Origin of the sequence: Kutzneria buriramensis (assembly GCF_003387475.1) — a bacterium.
In the GTDB taxonomy this organism is placed as follows: domain Bacteria; phylum Actinomycetota; class Actinomycetes; order Mycobacteriales; family Pseudonocardiaceae; genus Kutzneria; species Kutzneria buriramensis.
In genome coordinates this window covers 345,437-367,769 of record NZ_QUNO01000002.1, presented here as the reverse complement: position 1 = coordinate 367,769, position 22,333 = coordinate 345,437, and the positions used below count along the sequence as shown (strand labels likewise).

Below are 22,333 nucleotides of genomic sequence, written 5' to 3'. Positions count from 1 at the left end.
CACCGTGCGCCCTGCCCCGTCCCGCGCCGAATGGGAACGCCTGGCCGACTCGATGCTGCTCGCGGTCCGGCCGTGGGCCACGGATTCCCACGCGCTGATCCACCTGCCCGGCCCCGCCAGCGGGAGCGGCCGGTGGAGCGACGGGTTGGAGGGCTACGCGCGAACCTTTCTGCTGGCGGCGTTTCGGCTGGCCGGGGCGGCCGGCGACGATCCGCACAGGATCGCCGAGTGGTACGCGCAGGGCCTGGCCGCCGGTGTCGATCCCGACAATCCCGACCGCTGGCCGCGACTTGGCGAGTGCGCCCAGGCGAAGGTCGAGGCCGCGTCGGTCGCGCTCGGCCTGCACCTGACGCGCCCTTGGCTGTGGGACCAGCTCAGCGACCGAACTCGGCAACGGCTGCTGGACTGGCTTGCCCCGATGGTCGGCGACAACACCCTGCCGGACAACAACTGGGTGTGGTTCCGCGCGGTCACCGGGGCGTTCGCGCGCAGCGTCGGCGGGGCCTGGAGCCAGGACGATTTCGACCACGCCATCGAGCGCACGGACCGTTGGCACGCGGGCGAAGGCTGGTACTCCGACGGCCTGTCCGGGGACGCGTGGCGCAACTTCGACCATTACAGCGGCTGGGCGATGCACTTCTACCCGCTGCTGTTCTGCTCGATCACCGGCGACGACGAGCTGGCCGTCCGGTACCGCAATCGCTTGCGGCTCTGGCTTTCCGACTATGCGTTGTTGGTCGGCGGCAACGGGTCGCCGCTGGTCCAGGGCCGGTCGCTGACCTATCGGTTCGCGGCACTCGCTCCACTGTGGATCGGGGCGCTGCACGACGCCACACCGCTGCCGCCGGGGCAGACACGTCGCATCGGCGGCCTGATGCTGGACCATTTCGTCAACGCCGGCTCGCTGGATGACGACGGCCTGCTGACCTTGGGCTGGCATCGACGGTTTCCGCAGATCAGGCAGTGGTATTCGGGCCCGGCGTCGCCGTACTGGGCGAGCAAGGGCTTCGCCGGCCTGCTGCTGCCGCCCGACCACGAAGTCTGGACCGCGCCCGAGGTGCCGTTGCCGGTCGAGCAGGTTGACTACGAGGTCTACCTGCCCGCGCCCGGATGGACGGTCTCCGGCACGGTTTCCGACGGCGTGGTGCGGGTGCTCAATCACGGCAGCGACCACATCGATCCCGCCGAGCTGGCGACAGATGATCCCGTCTACGCGCGGATCGCGTACAGCACCCATGCCGCGCCGGAGATGAGCCCGCCGCTGGATTCCACGGCCACGCTGCTGGATTCCGACGGCCGGGCCGCACATCGCCGCCCGCTGCAGGCGATTGCGCCGGGCGTGTCGCGCAGCCGCGCGCATTGGCCCGCAGATGAGAGCTGGAATCCCTTCCATGGCCCCGAAACCACGTATACGCTGGGTCCCTGGATCACCGTCGCCTCGGTGATCCACGGGGCCACCGAGGTCCGCCTCGTTCGGGTCGACGAGTCCGGGCCGTGGCGGCTGCGGATCGGCGGCTGGGCCACGGTTCCCGGCAACGGCCTGCACTCCGCACTGGTCGACCTGGCCGGTTTCGACGTCGCCGAGACCCGTCAGTCCAAGGACACCAACCCGCTCGGGGCGGTGTCCGAGATCCCCTTGCTGTTCACCGACGGCTTCGTCGAGGCCGGCCGGATCTACGCCGCCGCCGTGCATCTGGGCGGCTACCCGCTCGAAGCGTTGCCAGAGCTCGACATCAGCACCGACGTCATCGATGTGCGCTGGCCGGACGGCCGCGTCGACCGGGTGGCGATGCCCCCGGTCTAAACTCTGGGAGGTCGACGATGACCCGCCGGTTATGCGTCCTGTTAGGACTCTTAGTGGCCTTGGTCGCCGCACTGGCCGTGCCGGCCGGCGCCGCGCCCGTGTGGTATCCCAACGGCGTCGGCGCCGATCTCGGGCCGACCCCGTTGACGCTGGGGGTCACCGCCACCGCCGGTGACAACGCCGCCGGCCTGCGGACCGGCTCCGTGGGTGGGCGCAGTTATTGGCAGACGGACGTTTCCGCCGGCACGACGTACCTGAACTTCGCGCCCGATCCCGACTACTCGGTGAGCGGTTCCGTCGTCGCCATGGTGACATACTACGACAGTGGCGTGGGCACCCTGAGCCTCAACGGAAATCCCGTGGCCGTGCTGGCCGGCACCAACACGTGGAAGCATGCGGCCGCTGGTTTGCCCGCACTGGCCGCGGTTCGGCTGACCGGCGGCACTGCGGACATCACCGTCGCGCAGATCCGGATCACCGCCGCCGGGCCGTCCGCCACTCTCGGCGCGGCCTCGTCCAACACCGGCCTCGTGCCCAACCCCGGTGACAATCCCTCCGGCCTGATCACCGGAACCACCGGCGGCCGCGGCTACTGGCAGACCAACGCCTCGTCGCCCGCGCCGGCCACCAACTACTTCTACATGAACGTCGCCGACTCGTACGCGTACGACACCAAGGACGTCGTGCTGGTCAGCGTCGACTATCTGGACACCGGCAGCGGCACCCTCGATCTCCAGTACGACTCGCCCGGCAACGACCTGCCCGACAAGTTCAAGCCGTCCGAGATCGTCCGCTACGGCGACACCGGCACGTGGCAGACGCACGACTTCGTGCTGGACGACGCCGTTCTCACCAACCGCACCAACGGTTCCGACTTCCGCATCGCCCACGACGGTTCCGACGTGGAGGTCAAGGTTGCCGCCGTGCGGGTGACCGTCATCCCGTCCACTTTGGACGTCAAGGCGGGGCTGCGCAACCTGGTCGCCCAGGCCGGCTTGACGGTGTACGGGGCACGCGAGGGCACCCGAGACGGTCAGTACCCGGCCGGCTCCAAGGCCTTCTTCAGCGCGCAGATCGCCAAGGCGCAGGCCGTCATCGACGATCAGGACGCCACTCCGGCCCAGGTCAAGGCCGCGTTGCAGGCGCTGTACGACAGCTACCAGGCGTTCAAGTCGTCGGCCGTCAACCTGAACGTCGCCGCCGGTCGGCCGTTGGTCACCGGGCCTGGCTCGACGCAGGTCGATCTCGGCAAGCCGCAGCCGGTGAACGACGTCTATGTCCAGTGGGGCCAAACCTTCTCGCACGACTACCAGGTGCAGACCTCGCTCGACGGCTCGACGTGGACGACCGTCGGCGAGTCCGGCGCCACTGACAGCGGCTCGGCCTCACGCACCGATTTCCCCGTCGTAACGGCTCGCCATGTTCGGCTTTCGTATGCTGGTAGTGCCGACGTCGCCGACCTCCAGGTCCGCAACAAGCGGGTCGTCACACCCAAGCCGCAGCTGATCAAGACCAAGTACCCGACCGTCGATCCCGTGATCGCCGACTTCGTCGCCACCCCCTACGGCGCGGATCCCAGTGGTGGCAAGGATTCCACCAAGGCCATTCAGGCCGCGCTGTATGACTGCTACGACGCCGGCGGCGGCACCGTGTGGCTGCCAGAGGGTACCTATCGCGTCACCGACACCGTCGAGGTGCCGGCGTTCTGCACGCTTCGCGGCGACCGCCGCGATCCCGATCACGGCGGCGGCAGCTATGGCACCGTGATCATCGCCGATCTCCCGTCCGGCGACACCGGCCCCGTCCTGTTCCGGATCGGCGGCAGCGCCGGCGTCATGGGGCTGACCACGTATTACCCGCACCAGAACGCCTCGACGCCCGTGCCCTACAGCTATACGTTCGAGATCACCGGCAGCGCGTGGGCCAGCGACGAGAACTACATGATGGGCACCGTTTCCGACGTCACCATGCTCAATTCGTACCGTGGCATCGGCATCAGCACCATGCGCGACGAGCGTGGGCGCCCGCCGGCCGTCGGGCAGACCCACGAGTCCGCGACCGTTCGGAACATCAAGGGCACCGCGCTGTTCGAGGGCGTCGAGGCCTACAACGGCGCCGACGTCGGCACCTGGGAGAACGTCAGCTTCTCCAACTCCTACTGGGCTTGCGCCCCTCGGCAGTTCAATCCGCCTTCACGATCCACTGTGGACTCCTGGACTCGTTCGCACGGCACCGGCTTCGTGCTCGGCGACCTGGAATGGGATCAGTTCAACGACCTCTCCGCCTCCGACTACCACGTCGGCGTCCATGTCGTTCAGGGCCAGCGCGTCGACTTCGCCGGCGCTTTCCAGGGTGTGCAGGTCCAGCGCACCGACACCGCCCTGCTCGTCGACCAGTTCGATTCGCGCTGGGGCCTGATGATCGGCCGCGGCACTCTCGACGGGGCGGTGACCAACAACTCCGCCGGCTTCGTCAAGCTCACCGACGTTCGTGTCACCGGCGCTGTGAAGGGCACCGTCTACCAGCTTCCGGGTAAAGCCCCTTCCTACGACGCTCCTTCCCCGACTCCGCGTCCGTCACGGAATGCCCTCTACGTGGTTGATGCCCCGCACGGCAACGGATATGTCCCCCCGGCCGACGCCACCGATTCGTTGCAGCACACTCTCGACCGCGCCGGTCACGACGGCGGCGGCACTGTGTATTTGCCCGCCGGGTGGTATCGGGTCAACGGCCGTCTTGTCGTTCCCGCCGGCGTCGAGCTTCGCGGCGCGTCGTCCGTGCCGAACCGGGACGAGGACGGCAGGAGCGGTGGCACCGTGCTCATGTCGTACTCCGGCCGGAGCACCCTTTCGCCCGACACCGATCCAGCCCTGATCACCCTGAACGGCTCCGGCGTCCGTGGCCTCCGGGTCTTCTATCCCGGCCAGAACCCCGCCGCTTCCGACGGTCTCGTCGCCTATCCGTATGCCATTCGCGGGGCCGGCGCCGGGACGTACGTGATCAATGTCGGCATGCCCAATGCCTACAACGGCGTCGACCTCGCCACTTCCCGCAACGACCGGTTCTTCGTCGGCAAACTCTCCGGCACCTTCATCCGGCACGGCATCACCGTCGGCTCCTCCGTCGGCGGCGTCATCAACGGCGTGCTCACCAACGGCAACACCTTCGCCCGGCTCGGTTTCTACCTGCCCGACTGGTTCTCCGGCAGCAACCTGTTCCCCCAGGTCATCGACGGCTACACCCGGCGTTCGTCCGACCTCATCACCGTTTCCGGCGCCCGGGACCTCACCGTCGTTGACGCCTTCGGCTACGGCCTGCACAACGGTCTCGTCGTCAATTCCGGCGATGTGCACGTCTTCAACCTCGGTACCGACAATCTCGGCACCGACGGCTACACCGTGCGCGCCCCCGGCGGTTCCACCACCGTGCTCAACCTGCTCCGGTACAACGGGACCACCAGCACCGGCCCCGTTCGCCTCGTCAACGTCATGGCCATCAACATGCTCGAATCCGCCGTCACCGTCTCGTCCACCCCTGGGGGTTCCGCCCGCCTCGCCGGCACCGAAACCTCCCCCGGCAAATACGAGACCGGCAGCTCCGTCACCGCCACCGCCCGTCCCTCACCCGGCTACCACTTCGTCGACTGGACCATCGCCGGCAAGGAGGTCTCCACCTCCCCCAGCTACACCTTCCCCGTCGTGGGCGACTCCGCCCTGGTCGCCACTTTCGCCCACTGAATCCGCAACCCCCCTACCCGCTGAATCGGCACCACTCGGGCCATCCGCCACCTCCACCCGCCGAACCGGCAACACCGCGCCAACCGCCTCACCCACTGAACTGGCGGCACCCGACTCAACCGTCACATTCACCTGCTGAACCGGCAAGACCGCGCCACCCGCCTCACCCACTGAACCGGCGACAGCGCACCAAGCGCCATCTCCACGCCGCTGAAAACGCAGCCCCCGTTTCCATCCAACCACCCCGGTCCGACACTTCCCGGATCCCGGCGGCCTCACATCCCGCCGCCGCCCGGAAATGTCAGCCCCCTCTGGTTGGATTGATTCGGGGGCTGCTCTGTTCCGCTCACCCATCGCCGGAGGCCGCGACCAACCCGACAGCGCCTGAGCCAGCCCGGGGCGCAGCCGGCGGCTCATTACTCCGTACTCGGTCCGGGCGCCGTCGCTGGCCGGACCACAGGTTCGAGCAGCGACAGGCTCCGCCGCTGCGCGTCCAGAGCGACACGGATGCCGACCGGCATCGGCAGGTTCGGCCCGGCGTGTCCGAACTCGACGTTGCCCAGGACCGGGATGTCACGGTCGCCGAGGACGTCGAGCACGATCTCGGCCAAGGTCGGCGACGCGCCGGCCGAGTCGAGTCCGTCGATCGCGTGCGGAACGCCCACGACCATGCCGGAGATGCGGTCGAGGATTCCGCCGTGCCGCAGCACGTGCAGATAGCTCCACACGTACGACGCCAGGCCGCCCATCTCCTCCCAGAACAGCACCGCGCCGTCGAACCAGTCCAGTGGCAGCGCGTACGGCGTCGCCTGGGCCAGCACGATGCGATTGATCACCCCGCCGATCAGACGACCTTCGGCACGACCGGGACGCCAGCATTCCCACGACGGGCTGGTGGGCAGCGCGCCGATCGGTTCCGTGGCGGTCAGCAGCGTCGAATAGAGCTTCGCCAGTTCCGCTCTGCGCGCCGCCGGCGCGGTCTGCCAGTGTCCGCCGAGACCGGGCGTGGCCAGGTCGGCGTGAAACCCGACCAGGCCCGTGCGCGCGTAGAGCACCAGATGCAGCAGCGAGATGTCGCTGTAGCCGAGGATCGGCTTGGGGTCGACCCTGATCGCCTCGACGTCGATCAGGTCGAGGTAGCCCAGCGCCGTCTGGCCACCGTCGTGCGCGATGATCGCGCGCACCTCGGGATCACGCAGCAGGGCGTTGAGCTCCTCGGCAATCTCCGCCGGCCGCGCGGCACTCCACCAATGATGCCGCCCCGCTTCGAGCAGCGGCGCGAGACGCACGCGGAATCCCATCCGCTCGAGCTCGGCTACCGCGAGCCCCAGATCGGGCGCGTATTCGGCGTGGAGCGGTCCGGACAGCGACGCGATGACGACGAGATCGCCGGGCCTCAGCGCATGAGGGCGGAGCGGTTCAGGCAGTGCCGTTCGGGTCACCGGGACAGTGTTCCGGCACGCTCTGCAGCACGCCACATATTTACCGATCGATCGCCCAGCCAGGCCTGGCTCGTCCTGGCTCGGGAAACGACGTGAGCACGCCCGAGCCAGCATCAGCGACCGACGCTGCCTGCCACATACGGCCCGCCGACACCTACCGTCGCCCGAAAAACGCAGCCCCCGAATCAATCCAACCAGGTGGGTCTGACACTTTCGGAAACCCGACGGCCACTCGACCCTCGCCCGCCGGAATTGTCGGTGCCCTGTGGTTGGATGGATTCGGGGGCTGCTCTACGCGGCGGCCCGGGGCCGAAATCCGTTGGCGGCGCGGACAGCGTCATGCGACAGTGCGCCATGTCGTCCTACCGCGCACAACTACTCCACCTGCGGCGGGCCGCCGTGCAGGCGCTGGGGGCGTATCCGCTGAGCGACCCGATCGTGCAGTTCATCGGGCACGGCGAGAACACCACGTTCAAGGTCACCGCGCGCACCGAAGCCGGTAGCGTTGAGCGTTTCCTGCTCCGCGTGCACCGACCGTCGAGGCACGGACGGTTCGTCGACTCCGGCGCGGCGATCGATTCCGAACTACGCTGGCTGATGGCACTTCGAGCGGAAACAGACCTGGCCGTGCCACGGCCGTTGCCCACCAGGAACGGCGAACTGACCATGACGGCGGAGACGCGCATCTGCTCGGTTCTGCACTGGATGGACGGTCGTCGGCACAGTCGCTCGCCCCGCCCGGGCCATCTGCGTCTATTGGGCAATGCGATGGCTCGCCTGCACGATCACGCCGACACGTGGACTCGCCCCACGGACTTCGTTCGGATCCGTTGGGACTGGGAAACGTTCTTCGGCGACACCATGCAGTACGGCGGCATCAATGCGGCTCAGGTGTGGGACCTGTTGCCCGACGGCCTCCGCCGGACGTTCGACCGAGTCGCCAAGTCCGCGCGCCGTGCCATGTCCACGCTCGGCGATGGACCCGACGCGTTCGGCCTCGTCCACGCCGACCTACACCTCGACAACGCCCTTTTTACCGGCGGCGAGGTCAAATTGATCGACTTCGACGACAGCGGCACCGGATATCGCATATACGATCTGGCCGTCGCGCTCTGGGAACTACGCCATCGCCCCGACTACGAGCAGTTCCGGACCGCCCTGATCGACGGCTACTCCGCGCAGCGAGCCCTGCCCGCCGCTCAACTCGACCACCTTGACACGTTCATCGCCGTCCGCGAGGTCGCCTTCGGCCTCTGGTTCGTCGGCACCGCCCAGGTCAACCCGGTATTCCACAGCCGCCTCCCCCGAGAGCTCGCCGGCATCGAGCGCTCCCTGGCAACCCTGCTCCCCTGCGCTGAACGATCTTGTCGGGGCTCGCCCCTAGGATGGAAATGGGGGCTGCTCAGCGCTGTTGATCTGCCCGAAACCTACATTCGGTGTGCCCGAGAGCGCGACTCGCGGGGGTAGGGGTGGCGGCGGTCAGTAGACGTCGCGGAGATAGCGGCGGTCGGCGGTGAGCTGCTTGACGTAGGCAGTGGCCTGGTCAGGGGTCATATTGCCGTGCGTGGCGACGATCTCCCGCAGGGTGCGGTCGACATCCTTGGCCATGCGCGTGGCGTCGCCGCAGACGTAGAAGTGTGCGCCGTCCTGCAACCACCGCCAGACGTGGGCGCCGTGTTCGCGCATGCGGTCCTGCACGTAGATCTTGGCGCGCTGATCACGGGAGAAGGCCAGGTCGAGGCGGGTGAGCCGGCCGGAGGCGCGGAACCGGTCGAGTTCCTCCCGGTAGTAGAAGTCGGTGGCCCGGCGCTGCTCGCCGAAGAACAGCCAGTTCGGACCGCCGGCGTCGAGGGCGGCGCGCTCTTCCAGGAAACCGAGGAAAGGGGCGACGCCGGTGCCGGGACCGACCATGATCATCGGGCGCGACGGGTCGGTGGGCGGCCGGAAATGGGGCGAGCGCTGGATGAAGGCCTTCACGGGCGACCCCGAGGCGCGGTCGGCGAGGTACGACGAACAAACGCCGCCGTGCGATCCGTACCGGACAACGGAAACCGTGAGCCGGATCTGCGACGGGCTGACCAGCGGGCTGGAAGAGATGGAATATTGCCGCGGCTGTAACCGCTTCAGCACCTCGGCCCACGCCTGGGCGTCCGCCCGCACGGGATAGGCCCGCAGCACGTCGACGGCCTGTCTGCCCCAGGTCCACTTGGCCAACTCGCCCGTGTTGTCCGGACGCAAGAGGTGCCGCAACTCCCGATCACCGTTGTGCTCGGCGACGAAATGGAGCAGCGGCGGCGTGATCCGAGCGATCTCGAGCTCGTCGCGCAGCGCATCGGCCAGCGCGAACTTGCTGTCGTCAAGCGAAACCGTGTCGGAGCCGTCCAGGCCGGTGGCCTCCAACCACTCGTCGACCAAGGCGGGACTGTTCACCGGCAGCACACTCAGCGCGTCCCCGGTCTCGTAGACGAGATCGCCAGCGTCGAAGGTGAACTCGCGCACCTCCTTTCCGGCGCCAGGCAGACTCAGCAGCCGGTTGCCCACCAGGTCGATCTCACGGTGCCGGGCCGGCGTGGTGTTCAGCGCGGCGATCACCTGGTCGAGCCACCGCCGCGCGCTCGCCTGGTAGTCCGGCTCGCAGTCGACCCGCGGCACGAGGTGCGTCGCCCCCAGGTCCCGCAGCCGATGGTCGATACGCTTGCCGTGACCGCAGAAGTCGGCGTAACTGGAGTCTCCGAACGCCAGCACCGCGTACTGCACCCCGGCCAACGTGTCCTGTGTGGACAGACGATCCCAGAACGCGGCGCCGTTGTCCGGGGCGTCGCCGTCGCCGAACGTGCTGGTGATCAGCAGCACGGGGGTGCCGGCGCGTAGGGCGTCGGGAGTCGCGTCGGCCATGCTGATCAGCAGGGGCTGCCATCCCGCCTCTGACAGCCGCTTGGCGGTCTCCACCGCGAACTGTTCGGCATTGCCGGTCTGGGACGCCCAGAGCACGACAACCTCCCTGCCAGGCTCAGGTTCTGCCGCGACCGAGCCGCGCGAGAACATGCCGGCGAGCAGGCCGTCGACCCAGACCGCACGGGCAGGCGCGATCGGGGCGTGCGGGGGCAGCACCGGCACGCCGCCGTTGCCGGCCACGCCGGATGCGAAGCCGGCGAGGTACTGGCGTTCGGCCGCGGTGAAGTCGGGAGGCGAAATGCCATCGACGCCGAGGAGAGTGGCCAGGACAGCGGCAGGAGCGACCGGCTCGACGGACGAGGCCGGTCCGCCGGACGTGGTCCCACCAACAGTGGCGGAGCCAACGCCGGAAGTGGCCGAACTCGCCGACGCGCCAAACCCGGTGACTGCGGACGCAGCGCCGACGGCAAACCCCGCGGCGGCCGACGTCGCCAAGCCGACAGCAGGAGTGGACAGGGCAGCCGCGTCAAGGCCGGAACCGGGAAGAACTGGCCCGGAGGCCTCCGTGGCGACCTTGACCAGCGACACAGCGGAAACCTTGAACTCCGGCTGGAAGGAGATCGGGTCGACGGCGTCGTTGGTCACGGCGTTCACGCTGAGGTATTCGCCGAACAGGTCGTTCCAATGGAACGGGGCGAAGCAGCAGCCGGGGCGGACCCGGTCGGTGACCACTGCGGGCAGTACGGCCCGCCCGCGCCGGGACGCGATCTCAACCCTGTCGCCATCCACAATGGACAGAGTCGCCGCATCCGAGGGGTGGATCTCCAGGAACGGCCCGGGATTGAGGCGGTTCAGCTTGTCGACCTTGCCGGTCCTGGTGAGGGTGTGCCACTGGTGCTGCACCCGGCCGGTGTTGAGCGTGAACGGAAACTCGTCGTCAGGAAGCTCGGCCGGCGGCATGTGCGGCCGCGCGAAGAACGAGGCCTTTCCGCTACCGGTCGGGAAAACCGGGGCGTCGTCGACGACGTAGCGAATGGGGTTGCGGGACGGGCCGTCAGCGGCGGCCGGCCATTGGACGGGCTCCGAACGCAGCCGGGAGTAGGTGATGCCGGTCAGGTCGTAGCCGGTCGCGGGATTGCCGGCGAGCTTGATCTCCTCGAAGATCTGCTCGGCGCTGTCGTAGTGGAACGGAAAACCCATCTCCACGGCGACCCGCGCGATCAACTGCCAGTCGGGCAACGCCTGCCCGACAGGCGAGACGGCCCGTTGCGCCAAGGTGACGTTGCGCTCCGAATTGACCATCACGCCCTCGGTCTCCGACCAGATCGCGCCGGGCAGCACGATGTCCGCGTAGCCGTTGGTCTCGGTGTCGGCGAAGGCGTCCTGGGTGATCACCAGCTCGGCGGCCTCGAGGCCTTCGATCACCGAGCGCCGGTTGGCCACGGAGGCCACCGGATTGGTGCAGATGATCCAGCACGCCTTGATGTCACCGGCGCCCATCCGCTCGAACATCTCGACGGTGCCGCGGCCGACGTCCGTGCGAATGCTGCCCGCCGGCACGTCCCAGAGGTTCTCCATGAACGCCCGATCCTCTGTGGACAGAACGGACCGCTGGCCGGGCAGACCAGGTCCCATGTAGCCCATCTCGCGGCCGCCCATGGCGTTGGGCTGACCGGTCAGCGAGAACGGCCCGCTGCCGGGCTTGCAGATCGCGCCGGTCGCGAGGTGGAGATTGCACAGCGCGTTGGTGTTCCAGGTGCCGTGCGTGCTCTGGTTGAGGCCCATCGTCCAGCAGCTCATCCAGTTGCCGGCCGCGCCGATCCACTTGGCCGCGGTGCGGATGTCGTCCTCGGGGATGCCGGTGATGGCTGCGACCACGTCCGGCGGGTAGTCGGCGAGGAACTCGGGCATCGCCTCCCAGCCCTCGGTGTGTGCGGCGACGAACTCCTCGTCGACCAGGCCGTCGGCGTGAACGAGGTGCAGCAGGCCGTTGAGCAGCGCGAGATCCGTACCTGGCGCAATCTGTAGGAACAGGTCCGCCTTCGCGGCGGTCGCGGTGCGACGCGGGTCGACGACGATCAGCTTGGCGCCGCGCTTGACCCGGTCCATCAGGCGCAGGAACAGGATCGGGTGGCAGTCGGCCATGTTGGAGCCGATCACCAGGAACACGTCGGCGTGTTCGAAGTCCTCGTACGAGCCGGGCGGGCCGTCCGCGCCGAGCGACAGCTTGTAGCCGCTGCCGGCGCTGGCCATGCACAGGCGGGAGTTGGACTCGAGCTGGTTGGTGCCGACGAAGCCCTTGGCCAGCTTGGTGATCAGGTACTGGGCCTCCATGGTGAGCTGCCCGGAGACGTAGAACGACAGCGCGTCGGGGCCGTGTTCGTCGAGGACCGCCCGGAGGCGCGACGCGGCGAGGGTGATCGCCCGGTCCACGTCGGTCGGCTCGGCCGGCGACTCGCGGTCGGCGCGGACCAGCGCCGTCGCGAGCCGGCCCGGGGCGGCGAGCATCTCGTGACTGGTCGCGCCCTTGGTGCACAGGCGACCGCGGTTGGCCGGATGGTCCTTGTCGCCGGCGACCGAGGCCACGCGACCGTCGCGGACGCTGAGCACGATGCCACAGCCCACGCCGCAGTAGGAGCACACGGTCCTGACCGTCGAATCGCGCACGGGCCGAACCATAGGAACGGGCTGTTGCGCGGCGGTGACACTGCCGGCCGTGGCAGTTACATCTACATCACAGCGCGCCGAAAGGCGTGGTGAGGACGTCGCGCAGGTCAGCGGCGGACGCCGAGCGGCCCGTCCCGGAACAGCACCGTGCCATAGGTGTGTGACAAGCGCCACCACGCCGCGGCGTTGATCACGGTGACGGTGCCCGGGCCGAGCCAGGCCATCAAGAGTCCGATGTCATGGGGCACGCCTTGCGGGTCGCCGCCGGTGAGGGCGTTGATGAGGAACACGGTCCACACCACGGCGGTGCTCACCCAGAGACCGAGCAGCGGATGGCCGTCATCGGCCCGGAAGACGTTCACGGCGGCCAGGTACAACGCCTTGATCAGCCACGTCATGACCAGCAGGACGGCGAACAGACCGACAAGCCCCGCCGCGATGCCGATCAGCACACTGTTCTGACTGGTGACCCAGTCCGCGACCGGATTCGCCACGGCGGTGAGGCCGACGAGCCCGAGAAGCCACAGGACGAACAAACCGATCGCGACGACGGGCCACCGCAGCTGCCAGAGCGTGGCCAGTCGAGCGCCCGACCTTGCCGTCAACGTCAGGACGAGTGAGAAGAAGACGATGAAGAAGGCCGAGAGAACCACCGCCAGGATGGTGTTCGTCAGCCAGTTGGCCAGATAGTTGAAGAAGTTGTACGCGCCGGTGCCCGCCGGCAGCCCGGTGATCTGACCCGGCAGGCTCTGCGTGAAGGCGGGGTACGCGACCGCGATGCCCGCCAAGGTCAAGACCCCGATGGCCGTGCGCCATTTGTTCGCGGTGGCGATGAGCTTGTCCTCGTCCCCGCCGAGGTAGTAGTGCCGGGGTTCCAGCAGATAGTTGGGCAGACTCCACAAGGCATTGTCACGTAAGGAGATGCGGGCCATGGCAATTCCTCGCTTCGAGCGAAGTCCCGGCACGGGCGGCTCATGCCGCGCTGTTCATCGCGAGGCTTTGGCCTGCGTTACACGGGTACCTCTAATGCCGGAACGCACGGCGGTACGCGCCGGGAGTCGTGCCGACGAGGGCCCGGAAACGGCGGCGGAGGTTGACGGCGGAGGCGAGGCCGACGCGGGTGGCGATGGCTTCGACCGGCAGGTCGGTCTCCTCCAGCAGCGTGCGCGCGGCGGCGACGCGGCGGGACAGGAGCCAGGAGCCGGGGCTGGTGCCGAGCTGGGTGGCGAACCGCCGGGCCAGGGTCCGCGGCGAGACGTTGAGGTGGCCGGCGAGGTCGGCGACGGACAACGCCGTGCCCAGCCGGGAGGCGGCCCACTCGAGCAGGTCGTCGAGACCGTCGGCCGCCGGCGGGGCGTACTGGATCTGACCGCCGTCACGGTGGGGAGGCATCACCATGTGCCGCGCCACCGACCCGGCGTAGGCGGCCCCGAAGTCGCGACGGACCAGGTGGAGGCAGAGGTCGATGCCGGCCCCGGCGCCGGCGCTGGTGGCGACGTCGCCGTGGTCGATGTACAGGCGGTCGGGCTCGACGCTGACCTGCGGAAACTCCCGGCCGAGCTGCGCGGCGCGGGCCCAGTGGGTGGTGGCGGCGCGCCCGTCGAGGAGCCCGGTGCGGGCCAGCGCGAACACGCCGGAGCAGATGGTGACGAGCCGAGCACCGCGGGCATGCGCGCGCAGTAGGGCGCGGCGCACGCGGGCGGACAGCGGGGCCTCGACGGGCAGCCAGCCCGGGATGATCACGGTGTCGGCGGCGGCCAGCTCGGACAGGCCCAGCTCGACGGACATCGCGTAGCCCGCCGAGGTGGGCACGGGGCCGGGGGTCTCGGTGCAGGCGGCGAACGAGTAGCGGACGGGGATCCCGGCCCGTGGGGTGCCGAAAACCTCGGCGGCGCAACCGAGTTCGAACGTCGACTGCACGGGACGCACGAGGGCCACCACGCGATGCATGGCAGGAAAGTACCCCAGGGTGTCATTCGCGACACTGGTCCGGACGAACGCGGCCCGGCACCGTGACGGCATGGACGACTACACCTCGGTCCACGTGGACGAATCACCGGTGCGCGAACTGTTTCCGGGGATCCGACTGCGTCCACTGTGGACGAACGGGACGGCCCACGCCAACGTCCTGGAGATGGACCCCGGCACGAAATGGCCGCACCGGGACGTCCACGAGCCGGGGCCGGAGGAGGTCTACGTCCTCGACGGCACGTTCAACGACGGCAACCGCGACTACCCGGCCGGGACCTTCCTCCACGCCCCGACCGGCAGCTGGCACGTGCCCCAGACCACCACCGGCTGCACGCTGTTCCTCTTCTACCCGGAAGGCTGAGACTTCAGCGTCCGGGCCAGCTCCTCCTGCGCCCAGGCCGCCCACTCCCGCTGCATCGCGGTGAACCGGAGCCCCCACTCGAGGGCGATACGGCCGTAGACGGCCAGGTCGGCGGTCTCGGGGGCGATGGCCTCCTCGGTGGCGCGCAGGCTGTCGTGGTACTCGGCCGCCCCGGCCTCGCGTTTGCGCAGGAACTCGTCGGCCTGGGCGGGCTCGACGACGCCGAGGAAGAAGACCCGCAGGAGCATGTCGCTGCGGCGCACGGCGGTGGGCTCGACCTCGATGAGCCAGTGCTTGAGCTCGGCCAGGCCGGCGTCGGTGAGCGCGTACTCCTTGCGCCGGCGGGCGCCCTCCTCGGTCACGGTGACGAGCCCGGCCTCGGCGAGTTTGCCCAGCTCGCCGTACAGCTGGCTCTGGGTCGCGGGCCACACGTTGGCCAGCGACCCGTTGAACGTCTGGAGCAGGTCGTACCCGCTGGCCGGACCGAGGGTGAGCAGCCCGAGGGCCGCGTGGCGGAGGCTCATGCGGCCATCATACTCCAGTCTTGACATGTTGCAGGAGTACGTTCTAGTTTCCACATGTCACAACTGACATATAGGAGCGATGATGAACTACCTCCGCGGTTTTGTCCCCTGGATCGCCTTCGCGGTGCTGTCCACCCTCGGCTGGCAGTGGGGCGCGCTGGCGGGCCTGGTGCTGGCGCTGGGCCTGTTCGTCCAGGGCCGCCGCAAGGGCACGCCGCTGGACACGCAGGTCCTGGAGATCAGCACGATCGTCTACTTCGCCGTCCTGACGGCGTTCTCGTGCGCCGCCCCGACCTCGCCGGTGCAGCACTTCGTCGGCGCGATCTCGATGGCCTGGCTGGCGATCACGGCCTGGGGCGGCCTCGTCGTGAAGCGACCGTTCACGTTGGGCATCGCCAAGCGGCAGACGCCCAAGGAGTACTGGAACATGCCGATCTTCCTGCGCGTCAACGTCGTGCTGACGGCGGCGTGGGCGATCGCGTTCACGCTGACGGCGGCGGTGCTAGCGGTGCTAGATGTCATGCAGGCCGGCACGGTTGCCTCGATCGTGGTGCAGGTGGCCGGCTTCGTGATTCCGGCGATCTTCACCGCCCGGTACCCGGAGCGGGTCCGCGCCCGGCAGACTGCCTGACATGTCCTTGCCACACGAGGCGGTAGCAACCGCGTGGACCACCCAGCGCACGGCGACCCCGATGCTGCACGTCGACACGGCGGCGTGCGGGCGGACCAGCGTAGCCACCCGCGCCGCGATCACCGAGCACCTCGAACTGGAGGCCCAGCTCGGCGGATACGTCGCCGAGGCGGAGGCGGAACCGGCCACCACCGGCGCCCGCCGGATGCTGGGAGAGCTGCTCGGTTTCGGCGCCGACGACGTGGCGCTGCTGGACAGCGGCTCGGCCGCCGCGGCGCAACTGCTGCTGGCGTGGCCGTTCGAGGCGGGCGACCGGGTCTGGATCGCGCCGAGCGAGTGGGGCCCGAACCTCGCGGCGTTCAAGGATCGCGGCCTCGAAGCCGTGACGCTCGAGACCGACGATCAGGGCCTGATCGACCTGGACGCGTTGCAACAGCGGTTGCGCGTCGAGCGGCCGGCGATCGTGCACCTGACGGCGTACACCTCGCACCGCGCGGTCCGGCAGCCGTCGGCGGAGATCATCGAGATCTGCCGGGCGGTCGAGGTGCCGGTGGTGCTGGACACCGCGCAGGCGTTGGGGCACGTCGAGATTCCGCAAGGCGCGGCCGCCGTGTACGGCACGGGCCGCAAGTGGCTCTGCGGGCCGCGCGGCGTCGGATACCTGGCGGTACGCGAAGGGTGGCAGCAGCGGCTGATCCCCCGCGCGCCGGCGCTGGACCAGGGCGGGCACGTCCGCGACCTGGAGAGCCGCGAGGCGTACGTGGCCGGCCGGGTCGGGCTGGCGACCGCGCTCCGGCAGCACGTGGAGATGGGGCCGGCGAAGGTCCGGGAACGGCTCGCCGCGATCGGCCGGGAGCTGCGCGCCGGCCTCGCGGACCTGCCGGGCTGGTCGCTGCGGGACCCGATCGACGCACCGGGGGCGATCGTGGCGCTGGTGCCGGACACGGATGTGAACCTGTACCAGTTCAGGGCGGACCTGGTCGCACGCAAGGTGGTCACCACGGTGTCCGGCCCCGAACGGTCGCCTCTGGACATAGTCAGGCCGATGTTGAGGCTCAGTGCCCACGTCGACTTCGAAATGGACTGGATTCCACAGCTCAGGGCCGTGCTGGCGGCATAGTCCGGCGGCGTGCGTCTGCCTTGGGGACCTCGATCCGCACTCGATCGACGGTTTCGCGCCGCTGCACACGATTGCGGCGGTGCCGACGTTTCCCGGGCCGACCCGAACCGACGGCTACGTGGTGTCCCGCAAGGCGTTGATGAACGTGCACGCCGTCGGCGACGGTGCCCACCCGTGGGCACCGTCGAGTGTGGATCGGCGCGGCGGATCCACCATTCCGGTGAGTACGCCAGGTCAACGGCCGCACCCGGTTCGCACTGCTACAACAGGGGTAGCGCGACGTGACCGTAGTGTAGATAATTTCGCCCTAAGAGGCAGCACGCGCCCGGTTCGGCCATCACCCGGTGGGAGCAATCCTTGCCGCCCCACCACGCGCATTCCGGCCGATCCCGGCCGCCGTTCGCCGGTTCGGGCTACGACAGTCAGGTGACCCGAGGTTCGCGGACTCCGGCAAGGGCATGGCACAGTAGAGCATTCACCGCGGTCACTGAGGACGGTTCAGATGGGTTCTGGTGCAACCGGGGCGGGCCGCGGCGCCCGCCCGACGGTCACCCGGCGCAGGGAGGTCAGCGACGCCAGCGCACGCTCGCTGCTGACCACGGTGCTCGGCGAGTTCGTGCTGCCGCAGGGCGAACCCGTCTGGACCCAGACGATCGTGGACGTGCTGGGGCGGTTCGACATCGAGGAGAAGTCGGCGCGGCAGGCGCTGGCCCGGGTCGCCGCCGAGGGCTGGCTGTCCTCCGAGCGGGTCGGCCGCCGGGTGCGCTGGGCGCTGACCCCGCCCGGGCGGCGGCTGCTCGTCGAGGGCGCGGAGCGGATCTACGGCTTCGGCAGCGGCAACCAGCAGTGGGACGGCCGCTGGCTGGTGGTCATGGTGTCGGTGCCGGAGACCAAGCGGGAGCTGCGGCACCGGCTGCGGACCCGCTTGAGCTGGGCCGGTTTCGGCTCGCCCGAGCCCGGCGTGTGGGTGTCCCCGCACGTCGGCGCCGAGGTGGAGGCCAAGTCCATTCTGGAGGACCTGGCGCTGACCAGCGAGGTCATGTCCTTCATCGCCACCTACGGCGCGCTCGGCGACGTGCAGCGCATGGTGGCGGCGGCCTGGGACCTCCAGGAGGTCGCCGATCGGTACGAGGGCTTCATCGACCAGTTCAGCGGGTTGGACACCCGGACGCCGGAGGCCGCGCTGCGGGCGCAGACCCGGCTGGTGCACGAGTGGCGGCGGTTCCCGTTCCTGGACCCGCAGCTGCCGGGCGAGCTGCTGCCGTCGAAGTGGAGCGGGTCCCGCGCGACGCAGCTGTTCAACGACAACCACAGCGCGTGGAAGGAACCGGCGCAGCAGGGGTGGCGCGAACTGCTGGCGCAGCAGCCCTAGACGTCCAGGCCCGGGAAGACCTTGGCGGCGTTGCCGCTGAGGACACCGGACAGCAGGTCCTCGCCGAGGTCCAGGTCCCGCAGCGCCGCCACGTTCCGCGCCGCGCCGGGGACGCCGGGCCAGTCGGTGCCGAAGATCCAGCGGGTGGCCAGGCGGCGCAGGTCGAAGCGGGCGTAGTACTCGGGGAGCTTGCGCGGCGGCAGGCCGGCCAGGTCCAGCCACACGTTCGGCTTGGCCAGGGCCAGGAACGCGGCGGTGTCGTACCACCAGCCCCGGCCGCCGTGCGCGAACACGAACTGCACGGACGGGAAGTCCTCCACGACGTCCACGAGCAGCGCCGGATCGCCGAAACTGGAGCGAGATCCCGGGAAGCTGGACACGCCGGAGTGGAAGATCACCGGCACGCCGCGTTCCTCGCACACCCGGTACACCGCATACACATCACGGTCGCCGGGCGAGAAGCAGCCGTGCACGGGATGCAGCTTCACCGCCACCGCGCCAAGATCCAGCTGACGCTCCACTTCGGACGCCAGCGGGTGGTGCAGGTGCGGATTCACATTGGCCACCAACCGGAAACGCACCGGGTTGTGAGCCACAATGGGCAGCAGGTCCTCGATGGGCTGGATGCCGGTGGACCGCGGGCTGTACTCGCAGAACAGCAACGCCCGGTCCACGCCCTGCCCCGCCAGCAACTCGTCCACCAATGCCGGCACTGGATCGCCGTCCGGCGAATACACCGACCGCCATGGATGATCCCCGCTGAACTGGTCGGCCCACTCCAGCCACGCGGGCTTCAAGGTGGACAGTCGTGGCACGTGCACATGCGCGTCAACGATCATCGGTCAGTACGTCCTTGACGATGTCACGCAGCACGTTTCGACGGATCTTGCCGGTGGCGGTCTTCGGCATCTCCGCCACCTCGACCACCGCCCGCGGCCGCTTGTACGAGGCGAGCCCGTCCCGGCACCACGAGATCAGGGCGTCCTCGTCCACCTTGTGCCCCACCGCCGGCACCACGCACGCCACCGGCTTCTGCAACCCGGACTCGTCGGTCGCCGACACCACGGCGACCTCCTCCACGTCCGGGTGCTCCAGCAGCCGGCTCTCCACCTCGAACGGCGACACCCACACGCCGCCGGCCTTGAGCATGTCGTTGCTGCGCCCCAGATACGTGTACGTGCCGTCGGCGTTGCGCTGGTAGGTGTCGCCGGTGCGCAGCCATCTGCCCTGGAACACGTCGCGGGTGATGTCGTTGCGGCACCAGTAGCCCGTCGCTGTCGACGGTCCATGAACGTACAGATCCCCGGTGTCGGCAGGGGATCCCGCCTCGTCGCGGATCTCCACCTCGTAGCCCGGAACGGGTACGCCGGAGGTTCCCGCGACGGCCTCCCCCGGCCGGTTGGACAGGAAGATGTGCAACGCCTCGGTGGAGCCGATGCCGTCCAGGACCTCCACGCCGAACCGCTCGCGGAACCGGTTGAACAGCACCGCCGGCAGCGCCTCGCCGGCCGAAACCCCTTGCCGTACGGTGGAAAACGCATCGTCGGCGACGGAACTCGCCAAGGTGGCGGCATAGAACGTCGGCACGCCGAACAGCACCGTCGCCTGGTCGCCGGCGGCGCGGGAGGCGATCAGCTCCGGCGTGGAACGCGACCGCTCCAGCAGCGCGACGGCGCCGGCGGCCAGTGGCATGAAGCACGAGTTGCCCAGCCCGTACGCGAAGAACAGCTTCGACACCGACAGGCAATGATCCTCAGGACCTAGCCCCAGCACCCCGTTTCCGTAGTACGTCCCGACGGCGCGGATGCTCTCGTGCCGGTGCATCGCCGCCTTCGGCTGCCCTGTGGTGCCGGAGGTGTACAGCCACAGCGCCGGCGAGTCCGACCACGTCTGATACGGCGTCTCCAACGCACCGGCGTCCACCAGATCGTGCCACTGGCGCACGGCAACGCCCTGACGTGGCAAGAACTCCACCGCTCCGTCGAAGACCACGCACGAGATCTCCGGCGCCAGCTCCACCGCCGCCTGACAGGCCGCCGCGAACTCCACCGACGCCAGCAGCACCCGCGACCGCGAGTCGACCAGCAGCGTCGCCAGCTCGACGGGCGTCAGCATGGTGGAAACCGGCACCGGCACCGCGCCCAGGTACATCGCGCCCAGCACGCCGGACAGCATCTCGACGTCGTCGGCCATGCAGAACACGACCCGCTCCTCGGGCCGGACGCCGATCTCGCGCAACCCGGCCGCGACCCGGTGCGCCTGCTCGGCCAGCTCGGCGTAGGACAGCGTGCGCCGGCTGGTGACCACCGCGGTGTGCCCGCACTCGACGTGCCGGTCGACCAGGTACTCCGCGGCGTTGAACCGGTCCGGCATCGGTGCTCCTCAGGCCAGATGGACGTACTCGTACTCGAACGGCTTGCCGTTGATGCCGTTGGTCGGCGGCGCGACCCAGGATGCGATCTTGCCTCGTTCGTAGACCGGACGCATCAGCGACTGCACGAAGGCGAGGTCCTGGCTGGTCGGCAGCCACCGGTCCCGGGACTTCTCCCACGTTGCCGCGTCCAGGATCTCCCCGCCCGGCGAGATGTGGAAGGCCGAGTTCACGCCGACGTGCCGGTTGAATCCGGGGTGCGGCAGCGCCAGCCGGCGCTCGATGCCGGCCTCGGCCAGGATCCGGTTCCACCGCGTGACCCCGTGCTCGCAGTCGGCGATGTACTCGTTGCGCAGGTCCAGGTTCAGCATCAGGATCGTGGACAGCTCCTCGCCGCCCCACGTGCCGTCCGCCCGCGGCGCCTCCAGCAGCGAGCCGGTCTCGGTCAGCCTGTGGTCGTCCTTGCGCCGGCCCTCCTGCCAGCGGCCCTTCAGCCCGGCGGTGTAGTAGTTGGCCGCGTTGGTGGACGTCTCGCTGCCGAACAGGTCCAGCGACACGCTGTAGTGGAAGTTGATGTACTTCTGGATGATCTCCAGCGGGATGCCGCCGTGCGGCGCGATCTCGAACGTGTCGTGCTCGCGGATCAGCTCGGCGCTGCGGGCCACCACCCGGTCGACACCGGTGGTGCCGACGAACATGTGGTGCGCCTCCTCCTTGAGCATGAACTCGCAGGTCCGCGACAGCGGGTCGAAGGCGCTCTCCTTCAACGTGCCGAGCTGGTACTTGCCGTCCCGGTCGGTGAAGTAAGTGAACATGTAGAACGCCAGCCAGTCGGCGGTCTCCTCGTTGAACGCGCCGAGGATGCGCGGCGAGTCGGGGCTGCCGGAGTTGCGCAGCAGCAGGTCCTCGGCCTGCTCGCGGCCCTCGCGGCCGAAGTAGGCGTGCAGCAGGTACACCATCGCCCACAGGTGCCGGCCCTCTTCGACGTTGACCTGGAACAGGTTGCGCAGGTCGTAGAGGCTGGGCGCGGTCAGCCCGAGGTGGCGCTGCTGCTCGACGGAGGCCGGCTCGGTGTCGCCCTGGATGACGATGAGCCGCTGGAGGTCGGCGCGGTACTCGCCGGGGACCTGCTGCCACACCGCCTCGCCGCGGTGCTCGCCGAAGCCGATGGTCCGCTCCTGCTCGCGTTCGGCCAGGAAGATGCCCCACCGGTACTCGTCCAGCTTGACGTGGTCGAAGTGCGCCCAGCCGGCCCGGCCGACGCTGACCGCGGTGCGCAGGTAGACGTCGTGGGTCTCCAGCGTCGGCCCCATCTCCGACCACCAGTTCATGAACCGCGGCTGCCAGCCCTCCAGGGCGCGTTGCAGCCGCCGGTCCGAGGACAGGTCGACGTTGTTGGGGATCTTCTCGTCATAGTTGATGCCGCTGGACATCCTGC

The 22,333-nt window shown here is 69.2% G+C and carries 15 protein-coding genes; 7 read left to right on the top strand and 8 right to left on the bottom strand.

Annotated features, from left to right (window positions below; translation table 11 throughout):
• The first annotated feature begins 4 nt into the window (after nt 1-4).
• A complete protein-coding gene (locus BCF44_RS06340) occupies nt 5-1,804 on the top strand; it encodes a DUF2264 domain-containing protein (protein ID WP_211352909.1) in 1,800 nt (599 codons plus the stop codon).
• 53 nt (nt 1,805-1,857) lie between these two features.
• The gene (locus BCF44_RS06335) at nt 1,858-5,541 is read left to right on the top strand and encodes a glycosyl hydrolase family 28-related protein (RefSeq protein ID WP_211352908.1); all 3,684 of its coding nucleotides are present in this window, start codon (nt 1,858-1,860) and stop codon (nt 5,539-5,541) included.
• 416 nt (nt 5,542-5,957) lie between these two features.
• Here the strand turns inward: BCF44_RS06335 and BCF44_RS06330 are convergent, their stop codons facing one another.
• Nucleotides 5,958-6,983 (bottom strand): S66 peptidase family protein, encoded by a 1,026-nt coding sequence (locus BCF44_RS06330; RefSeq protein WP_116173163.1) that lies wholly within the window; start codon nt 6,981-6,983, stop codon nt 5,958-5,960.
• 354 nt (nt 6,984-7,337) lie between these two features.
• Between BCF44_RS06330 and BCF44_RS06325 the strand changes: the two genes are divergently transcribed.
• Complete coding sequence (locus BCF44_RS06325; protein WP_116173569.1) at nt 7,338-8,450, top strand: phosphotransferase enzyme family protein; 1,113 nt, start codon at nt 7,338-7,340, stop codon at nt 8,448-8,450.
• A 12-nt stretch (nt 8,451-8,462) separates the two neighbouring features.
• Here BCF44_RS06325 and BCF44_RS06320 read toward each other — a convergent pair whose 3' ends face one another.
• From BCF44_RS06320 to BCF44_RS06310, 3 genes are all read right to left on the bottom strand, one after another.
• Nucleotides 8,463-12,545 carry a bifunctional nitrate reductase/sulfite reductase flavoprotein subunit alpha gene (locus tag BCF44_RS06320; protein ID WP_246014867.1) on the bottom strand — a complete coding sequence of 1,361 codons (4,083 nt, stop codon included), beginning with the start codon at nt 12,543-12,545 and terminating at the stop codon, nt 8,463-8,465.
• Between the two features lie 107 nt (nt 12,546-12,652).
• Complete coding sequence (locus BCF44_RS06315) at nt 12,653-13,477, bottom strand: hypothetical protein (protein ID WP_116173161.1); 825 nt, start codon at nt 13,475-13,477, stop codon at nt 12,653-12,655.
• 91 nt (nt 13,478-13,568) lie between these two features.
• Entirely contained in the window at nt 13,569-14,495 is a 927-nt protein-coding gene (locus BCF44_RS06310; protein ID WP_116173160.1) for a GlxA family transcriptional regulator, read from the bottom strand.
• A gap of 70 nt (nt 14,496-14,565) precedes the next feature.
• Between BCF44_RS06310 and BCF44_RS06305 the strand changes: the two genes are divergently transcribed.
• Nucleotides 14,566-14,877, top strand: a complete 312-nt coding sequence (locus tag BCF44_RS06305; protein ID WP_116173568.1) for a cupin domain-containing protein — start codon at nt 14,566-14,568, stop codon at nt 14,875-14,877.
• On the opposite strand, the gene BCF44_RS06300 is transcribed toward BCF44_RS06305, so the two are convergent.
• Complete coding sequence (locus BCF44_RS06300) at nt 14,862-15,401, bottom strand: PadR family transcriptional regulator (RefSeq protein WP_116173159.1); 540 nt, start codon at nt 15,399-15,401, stop codon at nt 14,862-14,864. The genes BCF44_RS06305 and BCF44_RS06300 overlap by 16 nt on opposite strands.
• An 82-nt stretch (nt 15,402-15,483) precedes the next feature.
• Between BCF44_RS06300 and BCF44_RS06295 the strand changes: the two genes are divergently transcribed.
• The 3 genes from BCF44_RS06295 to BCF44_RS06285 all read left to right on the top strand — a co-directional run bounded on the left by BCF44_RS06295 (nt 15,484) and on the right by BCF44_RS06285 (nt 18,524).
• Nucleotides 15,484-16,032, top strand: coding sequence for a hypothetical protein (locus tag BCF44_RS06295; RefSeq protein ID WP_116173158.1), 549 nt, complete (start codon nt 15,484-15,486; stop codon nt 16,030-16,032).
• Nucleotide 16,033: 1 nt separating this feature from the next.
• Nucleotides 16,034-17,152, top strand: a complete 1,119-nt coding sequence (locus tag BCF44_RS06290) for an aminotransferase class V-fold PLP-dependent enzyme (RefSeq protein WP_116173157.1) — start codon at nt 16,034-16,036, stop codon at nt 17,150-17,152.
• Nucleotides 17,153-17,654: 502 nt separating this feature from the next.
• Entirely contained in the window at nt 17,655-18,524 is an 870-nt protein-coding gene (locus BCF44_RS06285) for a PaaX family transcriptional regulator (protein WP_116173156.1), read from the top strand.
• Here BCF44_RS06285 and BCF44_RS06280 read toward each other — a convergent pair.
• From BCF44_RS06280 to boxB, 3 genes are read right to left on the bottom strand one after another with little or no spacing between them, the layout of a single operon-like run.
• On the bottom strand, nt 18,521-19,363 hold the full coding sequence (locus BCF44_RS06280) for an amidohydrolase family protein (protein WP_116173155.1): 843 nt from the start codon (nt 19,361-19,363) through the stop codon (nt 18,521-18,523). The genes BCF44_RS06285 and BCF44_RS06280 overlap by 4 nt on opposite strands.
• Nucleotides 19,353-20,897, bottom strand: a complete 1,545-nt coding sequence (locus BCF44_RS06275; RefSeq protein ID WP_116173154.1) for a benzoate-CoA ligase family protein — start codon at nt 20,895-20,897, stop codon at nt 19,353-19,355. Before BCF44_RS06275 ends, BCF44_RS06280 begins: the two co-directional genes overlap by 11 nt.
• A gap of 9 nt (nt 20,898-20,906) precedes the next feature.
• On the bottom strand, nt 20,907-22,328 hold the full coding sequence (gene boxB, locus BCF44_RS06270) for a benzoyl-CoA 2,3-epoxidase subunit BoxB (protein WP_116173153.1): 1,422 nt from the start codon (nt 22,326-22,328) through the stop codon (nt 20,907-20,909).
• Nucleotides 22,329-22,333 lie beyond the last annotated feature (5 nt).